This is a genomic window from Streptomyces sp. STR69, assembly GCF_024519455.1.
Classification (GTDB): Bacteria; Actinomycetota; Actinomycetes; order Streptomycetales; family Streptomycetaceae; genus Streptomyces.
Map to the genome: position 1 here is coordinate 179858 of NZ_JALJRY010000008.1, position 17609 is coordinate 197466.

14 protein-coding genes are annotated in these 17609 nt (G+C 70.3%); 4 read left to right on the forward strand and 10 right to left on the reverse strand.

The window, feature by feature from the left end; translation table 11 throughout:
• Positions 1–16: 16 nt before the first annotated feature.
• The 5 genes from OC490_RS17080 to OC490_RS17100 form a co-directional block, all read right to left on the reverse strand.
• Complete coding sequence (locus OC490_RS17080) at positions 17–2173, reverse strand: beta-galactosidase (protein WP_262058800.1); 2157 nt, start codon at positions 2171–2173, stop codon at positions 17–19.
• A gap of 52 nt (positions 2174–2225) precedes the next feature.
• Positions 2226–3152: a carbohydrate ABC transporter permease gene (locus OC490_RS17085; RefSeq protein WP_262058801.1), complete on the reverse strand. Its 927-nt coding sequence runs from the start codon at positions 3150–3152 to the stop codon at positions 2226–2228.
• The gene (locus tag OC490_RS17090; RefSeq protein ID WP_410098636.1) at positions 3149–4066 is read right to left on the reverse strand and encodes a carbohydrate ABC transporter permease; all 918 of its coding nucleotides are present in this window, start codon (positions 4064–4066) and stop codon (positions 3149–3151) included. The genes OC490_RS17085 and OC490_RS17090 overlap by 4 nt, the downstream gene beginning before the upstream one ends.
• Positions 4067–4136: 70 nt before the next feature.
• The gene (locus tag OC490_RS17095; protein ID WP_262058802.1) at positions 4137–5534 is read right to left on the reverse strand and encodes an ABC transporter substrate-binding protein; all 1398 of its coding nucleotides are present in this window, start codon (positions 5532–5534) and stop codon (positions 4137–4139) included.
• Between the two features lie 357 nt (positions 5535–5891).
• Positions 5892–7043 (reverse strand): LacI family DNA-binding transcriptional regulator, encoded by a 1152-nt coding sequence (locus OC490_RS17100; RefSeq protein ID WP_262058803.1) that lies wholly within the window; start codon positions 7041–7043, stop codon positions 5892–5894.
• A gap of 273 nt (positions 7044–7316) precedes the next feature.
• On the opposite strand from OC490_RS17100, the gene OC490_RS17105 reads away from it, so the two are divergent.
• Positions 7317–7439 (forward strand): hypothetical protein, encoded by a 123-nt coding sequence (locus OC490_RS17105; protein WP_262058804.1) that lies wholly within the window; start codon positions 7317–7319, stop codon positions 7437–7439.
• The gene (locus tag OC490_RS17110) at positions 7436–9247 is read left to right on the forward strand and encodes an ABC transporter ATP-binding protein (RefSeq protein WP_262058805.1); all 1812 of its coding nucleotides are present in this window, start codon (positions 7436–7438) and stop codon (positions 9245–9247) included. Before OC490_RS17105 ends, OC490_RS17110 begins: the two co-directional genes overlap by 4 nt.
• A 28-nt stretch (positions 9248–9275) precedes the next feature.
• Here OC490_RS17110 and OC490_RS17115 read toward each other — a convergent pair whose 3' ends face one another.
• Entirely contained in the window at positions 9276–9908 is a 633-nt protein-coding gene (locus tag OC490_RS17115) for a hypothetical protein (protein ID WP_262058806.1), read from the reverse strand.
• 172 nt (positions 9909–10080) lie between these two features.
• Between OC490_RS17115 and OC490_RS17120 the strand changes: the two genes are divergently transcribed.
• The gene (locus OC490_RS17120; RefSeq protein WP_262058988.1) at positions 10081–10863 is read left to right on the forward strand and encodes an alpha/beta fold hydrolase; all 783 of its coding nucleotides are present in this window, start codon (positions 10081–10083) and stop codon (positions 10861–10863) included.
• A gap of 15 nt (positions 10864–10878) precedes the next feature.
• Here the strand turns inward: OC490_RS17120 and OC490_RS17125 are convergent, their stop codons facing one another.
• The 3 genes from OC490_RS17125 to OC490_RS17135 all read right to left on the reverse strand — a co-directional run bounded on the left by OC490_RS17125 (position 10879) and on the right by OC490_RS17135 (position 15175).
• Positions 10879–11535, reverse strand: coding sequence for a response regulator (locus OC490_RS17125; protein WP_262058807.1), 657 nt, complete (start codon positions 11533–11535; stop codon positions 10879–10881).
• Entirely contained in the window at positions 11532–12833 is a 1302-nt protein-coding gene (locus OC490_RS17130) for a sensor histidine kinase (protein WP_410098680.1), read from the reverse strand. The genes OC490_RS17125 and OC490_RS17130 overlap by 4 nt, the downstream gene beginning before the upstream one ends.
• Positions 12834–12937: 104 nt before the next feature.
• Positions 12938–15175 carry an MMPL family transporter gene (locus OC490_RS17135; RefSeq protein WP_262058809.1) on the reverse strand — a complete coding sequence of 746 codons (2238 nt, stop codon included), beginning with the start codon at positions 15173–15175 and terminating at the stop codon, positions 12938–12940.
• A 286-nt stretch (positions 15176–15461) separates the two neighbouring features.
• On the opposite strand from OC490_RS17135, the gene OC490_RS17140 reads away from it, so the two are divergent.
• Entirely contained in the window at positions 15462–16952 is a 1491-nt protein-coding gene (locus OC490_RS17140) for a serine/threonine-protein kinase (RefSeq protein ID WP_262058810.1), read from the forward strand.
• Between the two features lie 94 nt (positions 16953–17046).
• On the opposite strand, the gene OC490_RS17145 is transcribed toward OC490_RS17140, so the two are convergent.
• Entirely contained in the window at positions 17047–17472 is a 426-nt protein-coding gene (locus OC490_RS17145) for a hypothetical protein (protein WP_262058811.1), read from the reverse strand.
• Between the last annotated feature and the right edge of the window lie 137 nt (positions 17473–17609).

Sequence of the window (17609 nt, forward strand, 5' to 3'; positions counted from 1 at the left end):
CCTCAGGGGAGTTGGATCACGATCGGTTGGCTGTTGCGGAGACGAGAACGCGTACGTCCCAGGCGCCGAGGTCCAGGGCCGAGCCGGTGACGACCGCATCGCCGGTCAGGGCGTCGGTGAGGTCCACCGGGGCGGGGACGCTCGCGGGCTCCCAGCTCCAGTTGTGGACGATGTGGACACGGCGGCCGTCGGGTGCGGTCCCGGTGGTCGCGGTGACGGTCGGGGGAAGGTGCTGCCAGCCGCTGCTCGCGGCCGGGGACAGCCACTCGGCCAGCGCCCGGGCGAGATCACGGTCCGGCACCGTGCCGACGCAGGTGATCCGACCCGCGCCGTGGCTACGGGTGGTCACCGCGGGCCAGCGGCCGTAGTGCGGGTGCTCGTAGGCGGCGATGATCTCGGCGTCGACGGCGGTGAGGCCCTCGATCCACCGCGTGGCACGGGCGGTTGCGGGTACCTCGAACGGGCCGCCGGGCACTGCGCGGACCGGTACGTCCTGTGTGAGGTTGCCGAACTCGTCGTACTGCACGCCCGCCGCCGCGACGAGCCGTCCGGGGGCCGGTTCGTGGCGGGCCCGTGCCTCGTGGTCGGCGTAGCCGGTGCGCGGGCCGAGGACCAGGTGGCCGCCGGCGTGGGCGTACGCCTCCAGCCAGTCGAGCGTGGAGTCGTCGACGACATACAGGGCCGGGGCGACGAGGACGGGGTGGTGTTGTACCGCTTCCTGCGGTGTCATGCCGTCCCGCTCGCCGCGCGGATCGTGCAGCTGGCGGGCGTGCACGATGCGCACCTGGCGGCCCGCGTCGAAGGCGCCCCGGTAGAAGGGGTCGAAGAACCGGTGGTAGGCGGCGGCGTCCGGTTCGCCGTCGGCGTTCGCGAGCGGCGGGTACTTCTGCATCAGCCACTTGCTCGGCATGGAGTAGACCATCGTGATGTCCGCGTCCGGCTCAAGACCGGCGACGAGCGGGCCCGCGGTCTCGAACTCCGCGCCGAGACGGGCTATTTCGGCATAGGTACGGTCCGGCAGGCCGCTGTGCGGGAGGACTCCGCCCCAGTAGGTCTCCGCGCCGAAACGCAGTGTCTGCCACTGCCAGTACTCGATCATGCGGGCCCCGCGCGCGACGTGCGCCCAGGCGGCCTGGCGCCACTGGCCGTCGTAGCCGGGCCGGTTGTCCCACGGGAAACCGATGCTCTGGGCGTTGGTCTCGGTGACGAGGAACGGCTCCTGGCGCGAGGAGAACATCCAGTCGGCGGTCTGGTACATCGACCACACCCCGGTGGTCTTCCACTGCTGCTCGTGGTCGTCGGGAGTGGGATCGGGCAACAGGAGGCCGTCCTGCATGTCGTAGTACGGGTTGCCGGAGGCGATGTCGAGGCGGTCCGACAGTTCGTCGTCCTCAACTCCCTGGCGGGTGTACGAGATGCAGGTGGTGACGAACTGGCCCGGCCGGGCGTACTCGCGGACGAGGTCGGCCTGCCAGCCGATGAACTCGGTGACCTGGCGGGCCTGGAACTCCCGCCAGGCGACGTCGTATTGAGGCTGTTCGTTGCCGTCCGGGGTCCACAGGTCGGCCCAGGTGGACAGGCGGTGGGACCAATAGACCAGTCCCCATTCGCGGTTGAGGGTCTCGACGTCGCCGTACTTCTCCCGCAGATGGTCCACGAAGCGCTGGAAGACGCCGTTGTTGTGGAGGAGGTGCAGGCCCGGCTCGTTGTCCACCTGCCAGCCGATGACCGCCGGGTGGTCGGCGTACCGGGCCACCATCCTGCGGATGATGCGCTCCGCGTGGAAACGGAACGCGGGATGGGTGAAGTCGATCTCCTGGCGGGCACCCCAGCCGAGCCGCTGCCCGGTGGCGTGCTCGGCGGTGATCTCCGGGTACAGGCGGACCAGCCACTGGGGGGCGGCGTAGGTCGGGGTGCCGATGATCACGGAGATGCCCCGCTCGTGGGCGCCGTCCAACACCGGTTGCAGCCAGTCGAGTTCGAACTGGCCGCTCGTAGGTTCCCAGGTCGACCAGACCGACTCGCCTACCCGGATGACGGTGAAGTGCGCCTCGGCCATCAGGTCCAGGTCGGTCTTGAGCTGTTCGTCGGGCCGAGCGGTGGAGCCGTAGGCGGGCGTGTACTCGTGGTAGTACGCGGCACCGAACAGGACACGGGCAGGCAGAGCCGCCATGGGGGGAAACCTCCGGGGAAACGGGAAGTGGTAAGAGGGACGCGGATGCGCGTTACTGCTTGACGCCGCCGGAGGCCAGGCCGCTCTGCCAGTACCGCTGGAGCATCAGGAACGCCACGACGAGCGGGACGATCGAGATCAGGGAGCCGGTCACCACCAGGGCGAGCATGTCGCTGCTGGAGCCCGCCCCGCCGTTCTGGGCCTGTGCGGCCCAGGAGGAGAGGCCGACGGTGACGGGGTACAGGTTCGGGTTGTTGAGCATGATCAGCGGCAGGAAGTAGTTGTTCCAGGTCGCCACCAGCGTGAACAGCAGGACGGTCACCAGACCGGGACCGAGCAGCCTCAGCACGATCCGGAAGAAGATCCGAGCCTCGCCGGCGCCGTCGATCCGGGCGGCCTCCAGGATGCTGTCGGGGACGGCGTCCTCGGCGTACACGCGCATCAGGTAGAGGCCGAACGGGTTGACCAGGGACGGCAGGATGACGGCCCAAGGGGTGTTGACCAGGCCCGCCTTGGCGAACAGCAGATAGGTCGGGATGGCCAGCGCGGTGGCCGGGACCATCACGGCGCCGACGACGAGATTGAACGCCACCCGGTCGCCGCGGAAGCGGAACTTGGCGAACCCGTAGCCGCCGGCCGCCGCGAGCAGCGCGGCCCCGACCGAGCTGACACCCGCGTACATGACCGTGTTGAGCAGCCAGCGCACGAAGACGCCGTCGTCCTGGGCGAAGGTGGCCCTGACGTTCGTCAGCAGCTGCGGGGCGTGCGAGAACCACAGGCCGAAGGTGTTGAAGAGGTCCTGGGTGCTCTTGGTCGAGGCGACCAGCAGCCACAGCAGGGGCAGCAGGAAGTACGCCAGGACGGCCAGCATGGCGATGGTCAACGGGGTGCTGTGGCGCTTCCTGCGCCGCTTGCCCGCGGTGGCCGGAGCCCGCTTCGCCGGCGGAGCGAGCTCGGCCGTGTGAAGGGTGGTCGTCATGATGTCCTCCTGCGGTTGGCGGTGAGCAGGACGGCATAGGAGACGATCACGATGACGAGGCCGAGGAGGAAGGACACCGTGGCCGCGTAGTTGACCTGCTGTCCGGTGAACGCGAGCGTGTAGGCGTAGAGGTTGGCGGTGTAGGAACTGCTGATCACGTCCGGGGCGATGCTCATCAACAGCTTCGGCTCGTTGAAGAGCTGGAAGCTGCCGATCACCGAGAACAGCAGGGTGAGCATCAACGCCGGTCTGAGGGCGGGCAGTTTGATGGACCAGGCGATGCGCCAGGCGCCCGCCCCGTCCACGGCGGCGGCCTCGTACAGCTCCTCGGGGACGGTGCGCAGCGCGGCGTACAGGATGATCATGTTGTAGCCGACGAACTCCCAGGTCACGATGTTCGACAGACTGCCGAGCATCCAGCTGTCGCTGAGGAAGTCCGGGGCCGGCAGATGGAGATCGTGGCTCAGCTGGGCGAACGGTCCGAAGTCCGGCCCGTACAGATAGCCCCACATGAGCGCGGCGACCACGCTCGGCACGGCGTAGGGGACGAAGATGCCGAGCCGGATCACCCGGGCGAACCGCAGCAGCCCGCTGTCGAGCGCGAGCGCGAACAGCAGCGCCAGCAGCAGCATCAACGGGACCTGGATCACGAAGAACAGGGCGACGCGTACGACACCGTGGATGAGTTGGGGGTCGCCCAGGGCCCGGACGTAGTTGTCCAGTCCGACGAACGCCGTTCCGCCGATGAGCCGTTCCTGGAAGAGGCTCAGATAGGCGGCGTAGCCGAGCGGGGCGAGGAAGAGCAGCAGGAACAGCGCCATGAAGGGTGCGACGAACAGCGGCCCTGCCGACCGGTGGCGGCGCGCGCCGCCGCGCCGGCCCTTGGAGGAGGCCGCGGTTGTGGCAGTCATCATCGGGCCTTTCTGAGGGGTGGGGTGTGCCGGGGATCAGGTCCCGCGCCGCCGCGCGGGACCCGGCGCGCCGTCAGGCCGAGTGGACCGTGAAGCCCTGGGTCTTGGCGTACGTGGTCAGCCGCGACTGCCAACTGCCCAGCGCGCGCACGGTGTTCGTCTTGTCGGCGAGGGACTTGCCGACGGTCTCGGTCCAGTCGGTCGCCGCCTGGTCGAGGAACGGGGGCCACTGGAAAGAGGAGTTGACCGTCGAGCTGATGTCGGCGAACACCTGGTTGACCTTCTGGCCGCCGTAGAAGGTCGGCGCGTCCGACACGAAGTCGGCCTCCGTGAGCAGGGCCTTGGTCGCCGGGAAGAAGAACTGCTCGGTGGCGAACATCTTGGCGCTGGCCGGGTCGGTGTTGAGGAACTGGGCGAACACCGCTGCCTGGATGGGGTTCTTGGTGGAGCGGATGACCGCGGTGGTGGAGCCGCCCCAGTTGCCGGAGCTGGGCTTGGCCGCGTCCCACTGCGGGAGCGGGGCCGCGCGCCACTTGCCGGCGGTGGCCTTGGCGGAGCCGGACAGGAAGACCGGGCCCCAGGCGGCGGTCAGCCAGGTCGCGTACTTGCCCTTGTTGAGGGCCGCGTACCAGGAGTCGGTGAAGTCCGGCTCCACGCCGATGACTCCGTCCTTGGCGAGTCCGCCCCAGTACGCGCCGAGCTTCTGGGAGACGGCGTCGTCCACGCCGATGGTGATGTCGCTCTTGCCGGACATCGCGTAGGGCTTGGCGCCCGCCTGCCACAACAGGCCGTGCCAGGCCGCGACTTGGTTGGCGGCGAGGTTGGTGAGGTAGACGTCCGGGTCGGCCTTGTGCAGCTTGCGGGCCGCCGCGGCGAACTCGTCCCAGGTGGTGGGGACTTCGATGCCGTGCTTGTCGAAGATGTCCTTGCGGTACAGCATGCCCATCGGGCCGGTGTCCTGCGGGATCGCCCAGATCTGGCCGCCGCTGCCGCTGACCTGGCTCCAAGTCCAGTCCACGAACGTCGACTTGAGGGCCGAGGCGCCGTAGGGACGCAGGTCGAGGAGGCTGTCGGTGATGGTGAAGGTCGGGATGGCCTGGTACTCGATCTGCACCATGTCCGGGGCGCCGCTGTTCGCCTTGAGGGCGGTGCGCAGCTTGGTGTACTGCGGTGTGCCCTGACCGGCGTTGACGACCTTGATCTTGACGGCCGGGTACTTCTTCTCGAAGAGCGCGACCTCCTTGTCGATGTTCGGGACCCAGGTCCAGAACGTCAGCTCGGTCGGCGTCTTCATCGCCTTGTCGATGTCGGCCTGGCTGACCGGCTTGGCGGAGGCGGTGGAGCCGCTGGAGCCGCTGCCGCCGCAGGCGGTGAGGGTGACGCCGAGCGACAGGGCACCGGTCGTGGCGAGGAAGCCCCGACGGCTCATCGAGAAGGGGCCGGGCGTGGACGAAGAGGTGTTTCTGGGCATGGTGAACTCCCGCCGGTGGCGAAGTTGACGGCACGCCTGGCAAGGGCGTGCGGATGCGTGATGGAGGAGGGCGCGGACGCGCCGGCCGAGGAGCGGACGCCGACGGGGTCGGGCACGCGTCCTCGTGGACCGGGCCGACGACTTCTCCGGATGCGGAGACGGAGGTCGTGGCCGAAGAAGAGGGTGGTGAGTCTGCGACGGAGACGGTGGGGGCGAGGCGGCTCGCCGTCGGCCGGTTTCAGGAACGGCCTTGCCTGGCAAGGGCGTTCGGAGGGGCGGGGCGTGACCGGGACCTGCGGCTCGTCCTGGGGTCGCGCGCCGGCCGTGCGCTGGTGCTGTCCGGGCTGACCGGCGTCGTCACTGGTGGGTGGCCGGGCCTCCGTTCGGCGGCGGAGCGTGGTGCGCCCGCCCGTGGGAACGGACGGCGGTACGTCTGCCACGAGCCGGGGTCGTCCGGCCGGGCGGTGGTGCGGTCGAGGTACGGATGATGAGGTCGACCGGCGGGGGGCTCGTCGGCAAAGGAGCCGCGTTCGGGTTCTCGATGGCGTGCACCAGACGTTTGAGCCCTTCCTGTGCCACGGCGTCGAACGGCTGGCGCACCGTGGTCAGCGGAGGAGTCACATAGGCGGCGACCGGGATGTCGTCGAAGCCGACCACGCTGACGTCCTCGGGCACCCGCAGCCCGGCCTCCGTCAGCGCGCGGATCAGACCGATCGCCATGTCGTCGTTGGCGGCGAACACCGCCGTGACACCACCGTCCTCGGCCAGTTCGCGCCCCGCCCGGTACCCGGACGCGGCCGACCAGTCGCCCTCGACGGGCGGCGGTACGGCCCTGCCGTGCGCGGTCAGGGTGGCCCGCCAGCCGTCGAGACGGTCCCGCGCGGCGTACCACCGCTGCGGACCCGCGAGGTGATGGACCGTCATATGACCGAGTTCCAGGAGGTGTTCGGTGGCGGTGTGGGCCATGAGGTCGGCGCCGTCGCCCGCGGTCAGGACGAGCGGCGCGGAGACCGGCGAGGGCGCACCGAGGACGAGGATCGGAACGTTCAGACGGGGAGCGGCACTTGCGTCGTCACCGGGGATGCCCTCCTCGTCGATCGGCTCAGAGATGACGATGCCGTCCACGCCCTGATCGAGGAGCGAGTCCACGGCACCGGCCATGCCCGCCGGGTCGCCTTCCATCGTGTTGACCACGCGCAGCGCGTAGCCGGTGTCCCGGACGACCCGCTCGACACCCATGAGGAGCGAGGCGGGCCCGTACAGGGCGGTGCCCAGCGTCACCACGCCGATCGAGCGGGTGCGTCCGGAGGCCAGTGCCCGGGCGGCGTTGTTGCGCCGGTAGCCGAGCTCCTCGGCAGATTCGAGGACGCGTCGGCGGACGTCGGCGGAGACGTACTGCTCGTCGTTGAAGACCCGCGAGACCGTCTTCTGCGAGACCCCGGCCAGGCGCGCGACGTCCACGCTGCGCGGAGCCGCGGTGTTCCCGCTCCGCCCCGTGCCTCGCGTCATGGTGTCTCCCGGTGGCCGGTTCTGCTTCTGGCTGCGCAGTCATGTCTGCGCTGTCATGTCTACGCAGTCATACGGCTGTCGTCAAGAGTCCGGAACGCATCCGTAACTTCCCGCCCGGCGCCGCACGGCACGGCCGGTCCCGGCAACGGACTCGGCAAGGGGCTCGGTAAGGGATTCGGTAAGGGAACATCATCCAACGCTCACCTCCCTTCCTGAGTTCGCCAACTCCCGCCCCCGTACTACCGATTGCCAACTCCGAGAAAGGGGAACGACGTGTCCTTCGCGAAGATCGCCCTGGCCAAGAAGGCCAAGAAGAAGGAGTGCGCCAAGGAGGCGCATCACAAGCACCACGAGAAGAAGCACCACCACCGCAAGCACAAGAAGCACGGCAAGTGACGGCTGTGCCGGGGTCCGTCCGTCCGCCTGACATGGACCCCGGCACGCACTGGGACTGGACTGCGGCAGGGGAACACAACCCGTCCCGGATGCGGCACGCCCGCGTCTCCCCGCTCGCCGCCTTCCGCGCCTTCTGGCCCCTGGTCCGCGGCAATCGCGTCGCCGTCCTCTCCTCGGCCCTGCTCCTCATCGCCTCGTCCGCTGCCGACGCCGTCGCGATAGCCATCGCGGGCCGCCTCACCGACGACGTCCTCGCCCCCGGCGACCTCGACGCCTTCTGGGGCCCGGCCACGCTGTGGCTCGGCCTCGCCGTGGCGGGCGCCGCGGCCTCAGCGGCCGGCAGCTACCTGTCCGGCTGGACCAGCGAGCACTTCCTCCTGGGCCTGCGCGACCACGTCTTCCAGCACCTCCAGCGCATCCCGCCGGACACCCTCGACCGCTACGGCACCGGCGACCTGGTCACCCGCCTCACCGGGGACATCGAGGTCGTGGAGACGCTGGTCGCCGCCGCCCCCGTCGAGCTGATCACCTCCGCCGTGGGCGCCCTCGTCTTCGCCGCCGCCGCGTTCCGGACCAGCTGGCAACTGGCGCTCATCACCCTCGCGGCCGCTCCGCTGATCTGGCTCGGCGCCCGTGTCTTCGGCACCCTCATGCGCACCGCCACCCGCGCGGAACGCGACAGCAACGGACGCCTCGCCTCCCTCCTGGAGGAGAGCCTCGCCAACATGCCCCTGGTGCAGGCCTACGGCCGTCAGCGGGCGGAGAGCAGCAAGGTGCACCGCGAGGGACGCACCTGGATGCGGGCCGGACTCCGCCAGATCCGGCTGTCCTCCGTGTACGGTCCGCTCGGCGAACTCCTCGAAACCCTCAGCGTGCTGGCGGTGATCGGCGCCGGGGCGTGGCAGATCTCCGAGCACCACCTCACCGTGGGCGGTCTGCTCTCCTTCGCCGCCTTCCTCAGCTACCTCCACCCTCGACTGCAGGAACTCGGCGAACTCCTCGTCGGCGCCTCCACGGCCACGGCCGCCTGCGAGCGCCTGATCGAGGTCCTGCGCACCACCCCCACCCCCGAACCGACCCCGCGCCCCGACGTGAGTTCACTCCCCGAACCCGTACGCGGCGCCGTCACCTTCCAGGACGTCGGCTTCTCCTACCCCGCCGCCGCGGGCCCCGTACTCCACCGCGTCCAACTCGACATCCCCCCGGGCCTGTTGGTCGCCGTCACCGGGCCCAGCGGCGCCGGCAAGTCCACCCTCGGCAAACTCCTGCTCCGCTTCCACGAACCCACCCGGGGCCGCATCCTCCTCGACGGCCGGGACATCGCCGAACTCCCGGTGGACGAGGTGCGCCGCCACATCACCCTGCTCCCGCAGGACAGCATGCTGTTCGACGACACGATCCGCGCGAACATCGTCTACGGCCGCCCGGACGCCGCCGACAGCGAGGTGCTCGCCGCCGCCGTCGCGGCCGACGCGCACGGATTCGTCAGCGCGCTGCCCGAGGGCTACGACACCCCGGTCGGCAAGCACGGCAACAACCTCTCCGGCGGCCAGCGCCGCAGGATCGCCCTCGCCCGGGCCATGCTGCGCACCGCCCCCGTGCTGATCCTCGACGAGCCCACGACCGGCCTCGACGACGCGGCGACCGCCCGCATCATGGCGCCCCTCCGCCACCTCTCCGCCGGCCGTACGACCTTCCTCATCACCCACGACCGACGACTGGCGGCCCTGGCCGACCTCGTGCTCCACCTGACCGACGCCACAGCCGTACTGACGGCACCCGAACCGATCGCGACCGAGGCGGCCTGAGCGCGCGAGCCGCCTCGGGCCGTACACCCTACGGGTTCGTCGGCGCGGGCAGGTCCAGCGCGCGGCCGAGAGCCTGGACGACCGGGGCGGCGTATTCCGCCAGGTGCAACGGGGCCCAGGCGGCGGCCAGTTGGAGGAAGTCGATCAGGTTGCGTTCCGCGTCGGCGAGGAGGAGGCGCAGGTCGGTGACGGGAAGTTCGATCACGGGGCTGCCTTCGTCGTCGGCGTCGACGGTCAACTGGACGACGTCGCCGTGGCGTTCGGCCAACGGAGCGGGATCGTGACCGAACGAGGCCCAGCCGTCGCCGTCGACGACCTCCCACCAGTCGCGGCGCTCGTCCAGCCCGTTGCAGCAGCCGGGCAACAGCGTGGTGCCCGTCGCCGTGTCCGTGACCCGCAGGCCGCCGGATGCGAAGAGTCCGTCCATGGTGAGCAGTCCGTGCAGGAAGGCGCCGAGCGGGTCGGTGGGCCTGGGAGGGTGATCGTCGTTCTCGGGCTCGACGGTGTTGCAGTCGGCGATGTGCATCACCGCTGCGCCGACCTCGGCGGGAGTGAGCCCGCCGTGGAGCGGCAGGAAGCCGTAGGGCGCGGACTCGGCGACGGGCCAGAGGGTGAAGCCGTCACGGGCGAGCGTTTCCAGGACCGGCTGCAGAACGATCACCCAGAAAGTCTGCGGCATGTCTGCTCGTGCCCGGCCCGTCGACGATCTCGATCTCGTTGCGGAACACGGCCGGGGACGGCAACTCCCTTGTGTTCAGGGCAAGATCCGGATCATCCCGGTCAACGACCTTGACGCCGACCGGTGGACGGCTGCCGCACCCCAGGAGACGCCCATGCCGAAACTCGAAGTCGACGGCGCGGTACTCGTGTACGACGACGAAGGCCCCCGTGACGGAGCCGGCGCGCCGCTGGTGTTCATTCACGGCTGGACGGCCAACCGGCACCGCTGGGACCACCAGTTCGCGCACTTCTCGACCGAACGGCGGGTCATCCGGCTCGACTTGCGCGGGCACGGCGAGAGCACCGGGGCGGGGTCGCGGACCGTCGACGAACTGGCCGGAGATGTCGTCGCCGTCCTCGACCACCTGGAGGTCGACCGCTTCGTGCCGGTCGGGCACTCCATGGGCGGGATGATCGCGCAGACCCTGGCCCTCGCCCGTCCCGAGCGGGTCGAGCGGATGGTGCTGGTCGACTCGATCAGCCGCATGACGTACAGCTGGGCGCGCGGTGTGCTGCTGGCGGTGTCCACACTGCTGCCGTTCAAGCTGTTCGTCGCCGTCAACATCCAGCGCGCCTTCGCTCCCGGCTACCCCAAGGACAAGATCCGCCAGTACATCGAGGCCTCCGCCGTCACGCCCCGCGAGGTCGTCATGACCTGCTACGGCGCCATGCGGGCCTTCGACGTCCTGGACCGGGTTCACGAGATCACCGCGCCCACGCTCATCGCGCACGGCTACCACGACATCCAGTTGCCGCTCTCCCAGATGCTGCGGATGGCGAACGCCTACTCGGACGCGGTCGTCCGGATCGTCGACGCCGGTCATGAACTGCCCGTGGAGAAACCGGCCGAACTCACCTTGCTCATCAGCAAGTTCGTGACCGGGCCGACGGCCTGAGCCCCCCGGCTCACTTCAGGCCGGCCGTACCAGTCCCGCGTCGTACGCGAAGATCACCGCCTGGACCCGGTCCCGGGCGCCGATCTTGGCGAGGATGCGGCTGACGTGGGACTTGACGGTGGACTCGGCGAGGGAGAGGCGTTCGGCGATCTCGGTGTTGCTCCAGCCCGAGGCCATGACGGTGAGGACTTCGCGCTCGCGGTCGGTGAGGGTGTCGAGGCGGCGGTCCTGCTCGGGGGTGCGGCCGGGCATCCGGTCGCCGAAGGCGTCGATGAGTTTGCGGGTCAGACCGGGGGAGATGACCGCGTCCCCGGCGGCCACCGCGCGGATGCCCGCGACCAGTTCCTCGGGCAGCGCGTCCTTGAGGAGGAAACCGCTGGCCCCGGCGCGCAGCGCGGCGTACGCGTACTCGTCGAGGTCGAAGGTGGTCAGGACGAGGACGCGGGAGCGGCCCCCGGACTGCACGATGCGGCGGGTGGCCTCGATGCCGTCCATACCGGGCATCCGGACGTCCATCAGGACCACGTCGGGGCGGAGTTCGGCCGTCAGCCGGACCGCCTCGACGCCGTGCGTGGCCTCGCCGACGGTGCTCAGGTCGGGGTACTGCTCGATGAGCATGCTGAAGCCGAGGCGCTGCAGGGCCTGGTCGTCGACGATGAGGACGGTGGTCATGCGGGGTGCTTCTCCAGGAGGTCGGGGGCGGTCGAGGCGGGCAGGAGGAGGGCGCGGACGGTCCAGCCGCCACGGGAGTTGGGGCCCGCGGCGACCTGTCCGCCGTAGAGCGCGGCCCGTTCGCGCATGCCGACCAGGCCCTTGCCCTGCTCGTCGGTGCCGGGGGCCAGGTGTGGGCCGGTGTCCTCGACGGTGAGGTGCACGGCCTCCGGGTCGGCCGCGACCGTGACCTCGACGGTCGTGTCCGGTGCCGCGTGCTTGAGCGTGTTGGTAAGGGCTTCCTGCACGATGCGGTAGACGGCGAGCTGAAGTCCCTGGGGGAGACCGGTGAGGTCGCCCTTGAGCCGCAGAGTGGCGGCGGGGCCCGCGGCCCGGACCCGCTCCATCAGAGCGCCCAGATCGGACAGTCCGGGCTGGGGAGCGAACGGGGTGTCGTCGGGTTCGTCGTCGTGGATGACGGCGAGCAGTCTGCGCAGTTCGGCCAGGGCGCCGCGCCCGCTCTCCGCGATGATCCGCAGCGTGTCCGCGCCCCGCTTGGGTTTGCTCTCGGCGAGCCCGGCCGCGCCGCCCGCCAGACCGACGATCACGGCGAGGGTGTGACCGAGGATGTCGTGCATCTCCCGTGCCACCCGGGCGCGTTCACCGGCGGCGGCGAGCCGGGCCCGCTGGTCGCGCTCCACCTCAAGACGTACGGCGTGGTCCTTGAGGGCCTCGATGTAGGCGTTCACGAGTTTTCCGGCCAGCCCCAGCGCGGCCATCGACAGGATGGCGACCACGGCCAGGAACGCCAGCACAGGGGTACTGGCCTCCTGGTCCGATCCCTTGAGACCGTTGAAGAAGACGATCGACACGAACGTCTGCAGGAGGTTGTACACGACGCCGACGGCCAGCTGTCCGGGAGCCCCGAAGCGGCCCAGGTTGAGCAGCGCCACCAGCTGGGTGGCGGTCGAACCCGAGTCCACGCTCAGGGCGAGGCACACCTCGGAGAGGACGGCCAGGACGGCGAACACCAGCACGGGCCGCTGCCTCCGCCACAGCAACGGCACGGTGAACCCGGCGGTCACCGCCAGCGTCAGCACGAAGGCGGCGGCGGAGTCGTGGGCCGCGCGTACCAGGGCCGGAATCCCGGCCAGCGCGTAACAGGCGGGCACCCCCCACACCCTGACCCGTGGATGGGCCGTGTCGGCCTGCCGCACCCGCCCCAGCCAGGTGAGCAGCCCTACGACCGCACGGTACTCGGAGTCACCCAGCCGGGCCCCTCCCATCAGGCTCTCCGGCATGAGGGACCGGGCCGTCATCGGTGGTGAGGTCACGGGATACACCCTCCATGGTGCGGGCGGGGACGGTGTGGCCGAGGGCGGCCCCGGACCGGCGTCCTGGTGTGGATCGTACGGCCGCTGCCTCAGCGCTTCCCGGTGGCGACGGGCGACACGGGTGCCCGGTCCGGGCTGCCGGAGCCGTCGTCCGGGGTCTCGGCCAGCAGGTGGCGCAGCCGTTCGCCCTCGACGTCCACGTTGGGCAGGATCCGGTCGAGCCGGCCGGGCAGCGCCCAGGCGCGGCGGCCGAGCAGGGTCATGACCGCCGGTACGAGCGTCATGCGGACGACGAACGCGTCGAAGAGGACGGCGGAGGCGAGGCCCAGACCGATCGACTTGATCAGCGCCACGTCGTCCAGCAGGAACCCGGCGAAAACGGAGATCATGATGACCGCGGCGGCCGTGACCACCCGGGCGCTGTGCCGGAAGCCCGCGATCACGGCCTCGGTGGGCTCGGCCCCGTGGACGTACGCCTCACGCATCCGGGTCACCAGGAACACCTCGTAGTCCATGGCGAGTCCGAACACCACGCCGATCATGAAGATCGGCAGCACGCTCACGATCGGCGAGGTCTGGTCCACGCCGAACAGGTCGGCCAGCCAGCCCCATTGGAACACCGCGACCACCACACCGAGCGTGGCGACCACGCTGAGCAGGAAGCCGAGGGCTGCCTTGAGCGGGACCAGGATCGAGCGGAAGACCAGGAGCAGCAGGACCAGGGCCAGGCCGACGACCACACCGAGGTAGGGGATCAGAGCGCTGCTGAGCTTGCTGGACACGTCGATGTTCAGCGCGGTCGTGCCGGTCACCATCAGCTCGGAACCGGTGTCGGACTTCAGCGCCGGGCCCCGGTCGCGGATCTGGGAGACCAGGTCGACGGTGTCCTGACTGCTGGGGGAGCTCTTCGGGACGACGGAGATCAGGGCCACGTCGCTGTTCTGGTTGAACACCGCGGGGCGCACGGCGGCGACGTCGGACAGCTTGCCCAGCTGGGTGACCGTGTCCTGCGCGGCGGTCTTGGCATCGCTGCTGCCGCGACCGTCGACGACCACCGTGAGCGGGCCGTTGTAGCCGTCGCCGAAGCCCTTGGTGATGGTGTCGTAGGCGATGCGCTCGCTGGTGCCGGGGGCGGACATGCTGTCATCGGGCAGGGACAGCCGCATCGACAGGGCGGGGATGGCGAGGACACCGAGCCCGACGACCGAGACGAGCAGCATCTTCACCGGGTTGCGGGTCACGAACCGGGCCCAGCGCACGCCCGTCGTCTCGCCCTCGCCGCGGTCTTGGAAGGCGCGCATCCGGCGGCTGGTGAACCGCCCGCTCATGATCCGCATCCCGGCGAAGCCCAGCATCGCGGGCAGCAGGGTCAGCGCGATCAGTACGGCGACGACGACAGAGAAGGCGGCGCCCAGGCCCATCGTGGTCAGCATGCTGATGCCGATGATGCTCAGACCGACCAGGGCGATGACGACGGTGAGACCGGCGAAGACCACCGCGGAACCGGCGGTGCCCAGCGCGCGGCCCGCCGCCTCCTCCGGTTCGTGGCCGTCCCGGATCTCGCTGCGGTAGCGGGAGACGATGAACAGGGCGTAGTCGATGGCCACCGCCAGGCCCAGCATCAGCGCCAGCGTCGTGGCGGCCGAGCTGAGGTCGAAGAACGCGCTCGCGACCGTGATGGCACAGACCGCCGCCGCGACCCCGAAGATCGCCGTCAGCAGCGGCAGCCCGGCCGCGAGCATCGACCCGAACGTGATGACCAGTGCCACGGCGGCGATCAGCAGACCGATCAGCTCGGCCGCCCCGCCGCCCGCCTTCTCCTGTACGGCGTTGCCGCCCAGGCTGACCGAGAGGCCGGCCTTCTCGCCCCGGTCGGCCACCGAGTGCAGGGCGTCGCGGGCCGCGTCGGTGACGTCGGCCTGGGCGACCTTGTAGGTGACCTGGGCGTAGGTGATGGTGCCGGACTTGCTGATCAGACCGCTCTGGTACGGGTCGCTGACGTTCGCGACCTGGGGCGCCTTCTTGAGGTCGGCGATCAGCGACTCGACCTCGGTCTTGTTCGCGCCGGACTTCAGCTGCTGCCCGCCGGGCGCCTCGAACACCACGCGGGCGGTGGCGCCGGCGGCCGACGCCTGCGGGAACTCCTTGCCCAGCAGGTCGATCGCCTTCTGCGACTGCGTGCCGGGCAGGGTGAAGCTGTCGGACGTGCTCGACGACACGCTCGCCGCGCCGATTCCGACGGCCGCCAGGACGGCGATCCACAGCATCAGGACGAGCCGTCGGCGCCGGAACGAGAACCGGCCCAGTCGGTAGAGGAAGGTGGCCACGGAGTACTCCCACCAGGTTCGAGAGAAAGAGGATCGAGAGGAAAAGGAGGGCCTGCGCGACCCACGTCTTCACGCTAGGAGCGCCTTTCCGGGCATCCGCAGCACCGGGGAAGTGAAAACGGCCGGGGCGACTAGTACCGGGGTACTAGGCCCTCTCCACCCTCCAGTCGAGGTGGGCGGCCCTCCGCTCCGGGAAGGCCCCGTGATCCGCCCCACACGATCCGGGACAAGAGCCGGTTATGGTGACCAGGCGAATCGAACAGGGACAGAACCGGCGGAGGACACCGTGTCGGACGAAGGGCGTCGCATCGCCGGACGCTACCGGCTGGCCGAGCAGATCGGCCGCGGCGGCATGGGCACCGTCTGGCGGGCCGACGACGAGGTGCTCGGCCGCCAGGTCGCCATCAAACGGCTGCACGAGCGGCCGGAACTCTCCGCCGACGAACTCGCCACCCTCTACGAGCGCACCCGTCGCGAGGCCCGCAGCGCCGCCCGGATCCAGCATCCGAACGTGATCGTCGTCCATGACGTCGTCGACGACGACGGCCGCCCCTGCATCGTCATGGAGTACGTCCCCGGTCCCACGCTCGCCGACCTACTCAAGGACGGCCGGACCCTCCCGCACGAGGAGGCGGCCCGTATCGGCCTGGACACGGTCGCCGCCCTGCGCGCGGCCCACGCCGCCGGCGTACTGCACCGGGACGTCAAGCCCGGCAACGTCCTGCTCGGCACCGGCGACCGTACCGTCCTCACCGACTTCGGCATCGCCATGACGGACGGGGCGTCGACACTGACGAAGACCGGCGAGATGGTCGGTTCCATCCACTACATGGCCCCGGAGCGGATCCGCGGCCTCACCCCCGGCACCGCCTCCGATCTGTGGGCCCTGGGCGCCACCCTCTACCAGGCCGTCGAGGGCCGCCCGCCGTTCCGCCGGGCCACCGCGATGGAGACGGCGTACGCCATCGCCGTCGACCCCCTCGAACCCATGAAGCAGGCCGGACCACTGGAGCCGATCGTCGAGGCACTCCTGATCAAGGAGCCCGACGAACGCCCGACGGCGGAACAGACCGAGCGCGCCCTTCAGAGCGCGTGGTGGGGCGACTCGACCACCGAACTGCCTCCACCCGCCGCCGAGTTGACCGCCGTAAAGCCGGATCCGAAGCCGGCTGGGGAGTCCGGCCGTGGGCGGCGCCGGGGTCGCAGGGGGCTCACCGCCGGGGTGCTCGCCCTCGCCGCGGCGGCCACGGCGTTCGTGCTGCACGGGACATCGACCTCGGCACCCGGCCACACGACGAGCCGGCCCGCCACCACGACCTCGGCGTCCCCCGTCCCGGACGGCTACCACCTCGTACGGGACCGGCAACTCGGTGTCTCCTTCCCGGTGCCGGACGACTGGAAGGCCGGCAAGCGGACGGCGGAGGGAGTTACCTACACCGACGCGACGGGCCTGGCCGGGCTCACCATCGGCGTCGTGGACCCGGCGGGACCCAACCCGAGCACGCACTTCACGGACATCGAGGCCAACACCAAGGTCAACTACCCCACCTATCGCAGGCTCCGCATGCAGCAGACCACCTTCCGCCAACAGCCCGCCGCCATCTGGGAGTTCACCTTCCAGGGCCGGGTCCGGGTGTTCCGCGCCATCGACCTCGGCTTCGGCAAGGAGGGTGACCGCGAGTACGACATCTACCTCTCGGCCCCGGACGCGAAGTGGGACACCTACCGTCCCGTCTTCGACAAGGTCAGGGACGGCTTCGTGACGAGCGCGTCCTAGCTCCGATGCACTCGCCGGCTCCGAGAGCGCTCTTTCCCGCGCGGCCGACGGGACTTGGGAGAAGTCCCGTCGGCCGCGCGGGTCGGAAGCCTGGTCAGCCCTTGGGGGCGTGAGCCAGCGCGATCGTCTTCATCTTCAGGGTGCGTACCGCCGCGGGATCCGTCACCGGCCGGGAAACCTGCTCCTTGGCCTCGGCGGCCTTCTTCGCCCTCAGGGCCTTCTCGGCTTCGGGGCTCGGTGCGGAGTGGGAGGCCTTCTGCTCGGCTGCGGCGGCGACCGCTTCGGCCTTCTGCTTCTGGGTGCGCGCGGAGTCGGCTTCGGGGCTCGGTGCGGAGTGGGAGGCCTTCTGCTCGGCTGCGGCGGCGACCGCTTCGGCCTTCTGCTTCTGGGCACGCGCGGAATCGTTGTCCGTCGCGGAGTGCGAGGTGGCCGTGGCCGCGTGGACCTGCGACCCCGCCGCCACCGTCAGACTGCCGAGCGCGAGAGCGCTGACCGCGGCGGTCCTGAGCGACGTACTCATCCTGCTCGGCTTACGGGGGGCGGCATGGCGCATGGGAGTTCCTCTGCTGTCGGTGCGACGTGGACAGCCGGACTACGCAGCGCGGAGGGCCGGACGCGACACCCGGACACGGTGATCCAGGTCACAGGGCATCGCTG